Below are 7,601 nucleotides of genomic sequence, written 5' to 3' on the forward strand. Positions count from 1 at the left end.
AAAAACGCTTAATTGCTTAAGTCTGACACTTTCGACCCGTCCGTTTTCAGTGTCCGAATGCCGGACGGCCACTTTGAACAAGTCGAAAAAATCTCATGTTCCACCTTATTTCCTAGAAAGTTTTACTCGTTCAAGGCCGACTTTGAAGTCTTTTCTGAACGAAACCCCCTACTATCTGTGGTCAAGGTTCAGTTTTTAGCTTGGTTATCGCTTTTTCCATTGTAGCTTAAAGCCGTCCTCAAAGGACGGGGTTTTAACCCAAATTTTCGATAAACCGATAAAAAACTATCAAATAACCAAAAATTACGAAAACCGGGCAAATAAATCCAAGTCAGTCCTAAGCCCGTCATTACCTGCAACAATAAAGCAGATAACCCAAAACCCTCAAAATATTGCTCAAATTGACGAATTCGGTCTGGTTCTCGGTTTTTGAGGGCCTGGGGTAGAACGGTGACTGCCAGCAATAAATGTCCACCGGCCCAGACGGTCGCCCCTAGGCTGTGGAGAATTACTAAAATTTTGAACAACATGGGTTTCTCTTGGTCATGATTTGCTAACTTATAGTCCTTGGCTCGGCTATTTCCGAGTATTCAGTAACAATAGATACAGAAAAAATCCTGATATCTTCTCCTTACTAAAAAATATGGATTTAATTTTATGTCATCAAACGGCGGATTTTGACGCTTTGGGGGCAGCGGTGGGTTTATCGTTGCTGAAAGCGGGTAGTCGCATTTTGTTAACGGGGGGAGCGCACCCGACGGTGAGGGAATTTTTGGCCCTGCATCGGGATGAATTCGCTTTAATTGAACTGCGTAGTGTCAATCCAGCCTGTATTCGCTCTTTAATTATCGTTGATAATCAGTGGCGGGAGCGTCTGGGAAAAGCTTCCCAGTGGCTCGATTTAGGGCATTTACAGGCGATCGAATTGTATGATCATCATTTGGATAGTGAAAGCGATATTCATGCCTCTAGCGTCCATTTAGAAGCAGTGGGAGCCACCACGACTTTAATTGTAGAAGCTTTACAAAAAGCCGACATTAAACCAAACTCGATGGAAGCGACGGTAATGGCACTCGGTATTCACGTTGACACGGGTTCCCTGACTTTTGCCGGTAGTACCCCCAGGGATGCCTATGCTTTGGCTTGGTTAATGACCTGTGCTGCTAACATTAAAACGATCGCCCAATACTGTCAACCGAGTTTTTCCCCGCGCTTACAGGAGTTATTTAGCCTTGCTTGGGAAAATCTAGAGATTAAAACGATCCATGACCGTAAAATCGCCCACGTTCTCCTCCATACTGCCGATTTTATCCCCGGTTTGTCTAGTGTGGCCGAGCGCCTACTGGAATTATCCGATAGTGATGCGCTCCTTTTCGGCCATAGTTATAGTAAAGACGAGGAAGATAAGTCCCGACAGCGTTTAACTGTGATTGGTCGCTCTAGAATCGATGGGGTGAATCTATATCGGCTTTTTTCCCCCTATAACGGCGGTGGTCATGCTCAGGCCGCTTCGGTGAGTTTTCGCGATGTTCAGCCAGTTCAACAGTTAAACCAACTGCTAGGGGACTTAATTGCCCAAATTCCACCTTCTCCTACTGCTAGGGACTTAATGTCTTCTCCGGTGCGAACAATTCGTCCCGATACTTCCATATCTCAAGCCGAGCGCATCCTTTTCCGTTACGGCCATTCGGGGTTATCGGTGGTAGATGAGCAGGATCGCTTAGTTGGGGTGATTTCTCGTCGTGACCTCGATTTAGCTCTGCATCACGGCTTTTCTCGCTCTCCTGTGAAGGGATACATGACTTGTAATCCGAAAACTATTACCCCCGACACTTCCCTTCAGGAAATCGAGTCGCTGATGGTAACGTACGATTTGGGGCGTTTACCTGTACTAGAAAACGGGCAGTTAGTCGGTATCGTCACTCGTACAGATGTATTAAGACAGATCCATCAAAATGAGCGGGTGCGTTTTGAAGGGTTTGCTTTGGTTTCCTGTCTTTTACCGGCGATTAAAGAGCGTTTAGAGCCGATTTTATGGTCATTCCTGCAAGCTGCCGCCGCTGCCGCTCAAAAACGCGGTTGGCATCTCTATCTGGTTGGGGGTGCGGTGCGCGATTTATTGTTAGCGACAGAAAGGGATACTTTATTGTTACAGGATATCGATTTAGTTGTGGATGGCTGCCATCGCGCCGCCGATGTGGGTGCGGGGGTGGAATTGGCTAATTGTTTACAGGAAATTTATCCGGAGGCCCGGTTATCGATTCACGGGGAATTTCAGACGGCGGCTTTGTTATGGCACAAAGATGAGCGTTTTGGCTCGTTATGGGTGGATATCGCCACGGCACGCACGGAATTCTATCCCTATCCTGCCAGCAATCCCCAAGTGGAGGCTAGTTCGATTCGACAGGATTTGTATAGAAGGGATTTTACGATTAATGCTCTGGCAATTCGCCTAACTTCGCCGAAAGAGGGGGAATTACTCGACTTTTTTGGCGGTATGTTGGATTTACGCGCCCAACAAATCCGGGTTTTACACGCTAATAGTTTTATCGAGGATCCGACGCGCATCTATCGAGCGGTGCGTTTTGCCACTCGGTTAGGATTTGTTATTGAACCCTTGACAGAAGGCTATATTAGGTATGCGATCGAAAGTGGAGTTTATGATCGCTCACGACAACAAAATCAGAATGCACCGGCTTTACAGTCCCGTTTAAAAGCGGAGTTGAATTATATTTTAGAGGCGGATTACTGGGAAAGTGCCTTAGAAAAGTTGGCCGATTTGGGGGCTTTGCACTGTTTACACGGGGATTTAAGTTTAAATCGGGCTTTATGGCGACAATTGCGCTGTCTCAGTTGTTGGTTAGATTGTTTAAGTCTGGAATTGCCGGTGAATGCTTGGTTAATGCGGTTGGAATTATTAATCGCTTCTCTGGCTATGGGGGAAAGAATAGCGATCACTAATAATTTACAATTGCCCAAAGATAGTGGGGAGCGTTTACAAAAACTAGAAGTTATGGAAAGGGAGATTAGCAATAATTTTGCTTATGATCGACCCGTTAGTCAAATTGTCAGCTTTTTCAACGGTTATAAGGTTCCTAGTTTGTTACTGGTGGCGGTGAGGAGTGAGACTAGGATGCGGGCTTTAATCTGGCAATATTTAACTAAATGGTCGCAGATCGAGGCTCCTATCGACGGCAATGACCTAAAAGCTTTGGGTTATCAACCAGGCCCCCAGTTTAAATCGTTACTTGCGGCAGTCTTGGGGGCGACTTTAGATGGAATAGTCAGCAATAAAAGCGAGGCTATGGCTTTTATTGCTAGATTAACTAAGTCAGCAGATTAGGTATCGGCTGCCCCTTCATTTTCCGAAGATTGTCTTTGATCGCTGGAATAACCGCCTCTACCTCCTCTGGTGGTGGTACGATTAGAGGCGGCCCGGAATTGACGAGCGTAGGCGCGGTTGCGTTCAGCTTTTTCTTTTTTCAAATTACGACGTTTAGCCACAAGAATCTCCTTGGGATAATAGATAGACAAGCGGGGAAACGAGCGCTCGCCTCCCCTATTGACATTGACACTCTCCACCCTAAAAGTGCGGAGATTCTTGGGCTGAATCCTGCCTCCACTAGCAACGCTAATTTTGGTCTTACAGTTTCATGTCTAGTCCGACTACACCTATAAGGCAAGCACTCTTATGGACTACTCCCCAAGCGTAAATTTCTGTGTGTCCCACAGTATTTAATTGTTTTGCGTTCTTACAGCTTGGACTTAATTGAACACCATTGACTGTTAGAAATTTTGAGATCACGGAGTAGGACGTTTAACCTATTTCCTCACGTTCTCACGCTCGGAACCACCCACAAACATCCTACCACAAAGCCGTCCTAAAAGGACGGGGTTTTCAACCCAAATTTCCGATAACCTAGAATGGTTACGATTGGGGATTAGTAGCGACGATCTTGGCTGCGATCACCGCCAGAAAAGGAAGATTTGGGTTCTCTTTCGCGAGCTTGATTGACTTTTAATTCTCGTCCCATCCATTGAGCGCCGTCAAGAGCGGCAATAGCCTTCGCTTCTTGCTCTGGGGTTTCCATTTCCACGAAAGCGAACCCGCGTTTTCTTTTCGTTTCCCGATCCATGGGGAGGTGAACGCGCTTGATTTTACCATATTCGGTAAAAACTTCCGCTACATCCTCTTGGTCAACCTCGAAAGGGAGATTACCAACATAAATTGACATAAAACCTATCCTTGCACAGATAAAAACAACAGATTTGTAGAGAACCAAGATTTCGGGAACTAGCTGAACCAATACTAAACAGAAATGCTTTGACCATTAATACTGACAACGAGCCGCAGTGCCGACTTTTATTCTCGATCTCCATCCTAGCACATAGCTATTAGCTTTGATTGATTCTGCCTCTCTCGCCACCTGAGCAGATAAACTAGATTAGAATGCTGCCCTATAAAATGCCCTAATTATGAGTTTATCCCCCCATCCGATCGAAACTGCCCTCAAAACCCTGGCAGCGAAAGCGGAAAATTCCATCGAACAAACAACAAACCTAGAAGACTTAGAACAGCTAAGGGTGAATTATCTCGGTAAGAAAGGAGAATTATCGCAGATTTTACGGGAAATGGGCAAATTAACCCCCGAAGAGAGACCGCGCCTCGGTGCGATCACTAATCAGGTAAAAGAATTAGTGCAATCGTTGCTGGAATCTCAGCGAGAAAGTCTAAATAATGCCCAAATTCAGGCGAAATTAGCGGCGGAAACCCTCGATGTCACCCTACCTGCTCTTAGCCGTTCTTTAGGGCGAATTCACCCCTTAAATAGCACAGTTGATCGCATGATCGATATTTTCGTCGGTCTGGGTTACAGCATCGCCACTGGGCCGCAGGTAGAAAGCGATTATTATAATTTTGAGGCTTTAAATATCCCTGCTGACCATCCGGCCCGGGATATGCAGGATACTTTTTTCTTGAGTGATGGTCGTTTATTGCGGACCCATACCTCCCCGGTGCAGATTCGCTACATGGAAAGTCACGAACCCCCGATTCGGATTGTGGCCCCGGGCCGCGTTTATCGTCGCGATACCGTTGATGCTACCCATTCCGCGGTTTTCCATCAAGTGGAATTATTAGCGGTGGACCAGGGATTAACTTTTACGGATTTGAAAGGAACAATTAAAGAATTTCTTAAGCAAATGTTTGGGGCCGATTTACCGGTTAAATTCCGCGCTTCCTACTTCCCTTTTACCGAACCCTCGGCCGAGGTAGATGTGCAGTGGAAAGGCAAATGGTTGGAGGTGATGGGCTGTGGTATGGTGGATCCCAATGTCTTAAAAGCAGTCGGTTATGACCCCCAAATCTATACGGGTTTTGCTGCTGGTTTTGGCGTGGAAAGATTTGCTATGGTATTACATGAGATAGACGATATTCGCCGTTGTTATAATAGCGATATCCGCTTTCTCCGCCAATTTTAGGGGGATAAACCCGATGGTCATGAGTGAAGATTTAACCAAAAAAAGACTCCTATCCGTGGCTTGTCATGCCTCGATCTTTTTGAGTGCTACGCTGGTATCGGTGGGAATTCCTTTAGCTATTTATTTCATTTCTGATGATGAAACAGTGAAGGAAAACGCCAAAGAAGCTTTAAACTTTCACCTGAATATGTGGTTATACTACCTAATTGCTGGGATTCTAATTTGGGTTTTAATCGGTTATTTGCTCTTAGCGATTCTTGGTGTGGTGAACATTGTTCTCCCCATTCTTGCTATCCTGCAAGTCTGGAAAGATGCTTATAAGGTTTTCCGTTATCCTTTTATTTTCCGGGTTCTGTAATTAATTATCGGGGTTGAAACCTGTTCAACCCTTTTTTAGTCCTATTCCCACTAGAAAAATAGCCTCTGGAGTTTAAGTAGTCATGCAAAATAAATTTCCTAGTGAAGATAGGCAAGAGGCAATAGGCAAAAGCTTTATCGAAATGTATAATTAATTTTGCTTAGGTACTTATGACTAAAATTGTCATCATCGGTGCGGGAATAGTGGGGGCCACCATTGCCTACGAATTAAGCGCCATCGAAGGATTAGAAATTACCCTCATCGATGAAAAAAAACCAGGACAAGGAGCAACTGGGGCAGCCCTAGGGATTTTAATGGGGATTATCAGCCATAAAACTAAAGGTAGAGCCTGGAAACTGCGGCAAGAAAGTTTAAAACGTTACGAAACCCTCCTTCCTGAGCTAGAATCCCTCACCGGACTGACTATTCCCTGTCACCGTGATGGTATTGTCCTACTGCGATCAAGTGCCGAAGACGAAGAAAATTGGCGCAAGTTAGCCCAAATCCGCCAAGAACAGGGATATTGTCTAGAAATATGGGATAAAGAGACTTTAACCCAAAAATGTCCCCAAGTGGCCAGCGATCATCTCCAGGGTGCTATCTATTCTCCCAGTGATCGTCAAATTAACCCGGCCGCGCTCACGGAGGCTCTCGTCGCTGCTGCGGCAAGAAGGGGGGTTAAATGTCAATTTGGGGTAAAAGTTGAAAATTTCGGGAAGACAGAGCTTCAAGGCTCTAATTTGAGGCAATGCACCCAGGTTTATAGTTCCAATGGTATAGAGGAAACCGACTTTTTGATTCTTTGTGCGGGAATTGGTTCTACTGCTTTAACCGCAACTCTTAGCCATCCAGTGGAAATCCGACCGGTTTTAGGGCAAGCTTTGCAGATAAAATTGACGCAACCTTTAGAAAGTTCCGATTTTAAGCCGATTTTAACGGGAAATGACCTGCATATTCTGCCTTTGGCCGGAGCGGAATACTGGATTGGGGCAACGGTGGAATTTATGGACGAAAAGGGCGAAATTATCCCCGATACTGCCCTATTAGAGCAAGTGTATCAACAGGCGATCGCTTTTTGTCCCTCTTTGGCCGCGGGTGCGATCGTGCGTACTTGGTCCGGTAAGCGACCGCGACCGGAGAAAAAATCCGCTCCCATCATCGAATATTTGCCCGGATACGATAACGTTATTCTGGCCACGGGACACTACCGCAACGGGGTTTTATTAGCCCCCGCTACCGCTAAAATGGTCAGGGAAATGTTAAGTGGTAATTTAGGTTTTGCTGAAAAAGTTTGTTGATGGAGTTAGGAGTCGGTCGTCAGTATTCTCCGAGTCAGGAGATTATTTTTATTTATTCTCCCCTCTCCCCTCTCTACAATAATTACTCGCAGCCAGAAATACGTTGAGTTAATATCATACTTTGTGCTTTTTGTCAAAAAAACTTTTTTTTTGCAATAAAACTACATAAAAAAAAGATCATCATTGCTGGTGAAATTGACTGATTTACCCGTCTTAATTAGGATCACCTTCTAGGTGTGGCAAGGGTTTCAACCATTGCTGCCCAAAAAAGCAAAGAATATCCCATTATGAAATTCAGTAAAAGCGCTGTAACCATCATAACATCGTTGTTAAATAAAAATCTTTCTCAATTAATTCTTAAGAATTTATAAATATTGCGGAATGTTAATTTAAATATTCTCAAGTTTTTGCAGTCAATAAATAATTTTTACTTATCTTTGTCGGAAAATAGAACTCCTGCAAAA

At 44.7% G+C, this 7,601-nt stretch carries 6 protein-coding genes and 1 pseudogene; 4 read left to right on the forward strand and 3 right to left on the reverse strand.

Features of this window, described 5'->3' with window-relative positions:
• Nucleotides 1–269: 269 nt before the first annotated feature.
• Nucleotides 270–530: pseudogene (locus IM479_RS08005) on the reverse strand (copper resistance protein CopD); the annotation flags it as partial.
• A gap of 113 nt (nt 531–643) precedes the next feature.
• Between IM479_RS08005 and IM479_RS08010 the strand changes: the two are divergent.
• The gene (locus tag IM479_RS08010) at nt 644–3,343 is read left to right on the forward strand and encodes a CBS domain-containing protein (protein WP_287685268.1); all 2,700 of its coding nucleotides are present in this window, start codon (nt 644–646) and stop codon (nt 3,341–3,343) included.
• Here the strand turns inward: IM479_RS08010 and IM479_RS08015 are convergent.
• A complete protein-coding gene (locus IM479_RS08015) occupies nt 3,340–3,504 on the reverse strand; it encodes an Asl3888 family RNA-binding protein (protein WP_002733784.1) in 165 nt (54 codons plus the stop codon). The two genes, IM479_RS08010 and IM479_RS08015, sit on opposite strands and share 4 nt — an antisense overlap.
• A gap of 437 nt (nt 3,505–3,941) precedes the next feature.
• The gene (gene rbp, locus IM479_RS08020; protein ID WP_286825731.1) at nt 3,942–4,235 is read right to left on the reverse strand and encodes an RNA-binding regulator; all 294 of its coding nucleotides are present in this window, start codon (nt 4,233–4,235) and stop codon (nt 3,942–3,944) included.
• 241 nt (nt 4,236–4,476) lie between these two features.
• Between rbp and pheS the strand changes: the two genes are divergently transcribed.
• The 3 genes from pheS to IM479_RS08035 all read left to right on the forward strand — a co-directional run bounded on the left by pheS (nt 4,477) and on the right by IM479_RS08035 (nt 7,137).
• Nucleotides 4,477–5,481, forward strand: coding sequence for a phenylalanine--tRNA ligase subunit alpha (pheS, locus tag IM479_RS08025; protein WP_287685269.1), 1,005 nt, complete (start codon nt 4,477–4,479; stop codon nt 5,479–5,481).
• Between the two features lie 13 nt (nt 5,482–5,494).
• Entirely contained in the window at nt 5,495–5,839 is a 345-nt protein-coding gene (locus IM479_RS08030) for a DUF4870 domain-containing protein (protein WP_287685270.1), read from the forward strand.
• Between the two features lie 170 nt (nt 5,840–6,009).
• Nucleotides 6,010–7,137, forward strand: coding sequence for an NAD(P)/FAD-dependent oxidoreductase (locus IM479_RS08035; RefSeq protein WP_287685271.1), 1,128 nt, complete (start codon nt 6,010–6,012; stop codon nt 7,135–7,137).
• The last annotated feature ends 464 nt before the right edge of the window (nt 7,138–7,601 follow it).

The organism is Microcystis sp. M165S2, assembly GCF_020245885.1.
Classification (GTDB): domain Bacteria; phylum Cyanobacteriota; class Cyanobacteriia; order Cyanobacteriales; family Microcystaceae; genus Microcystis.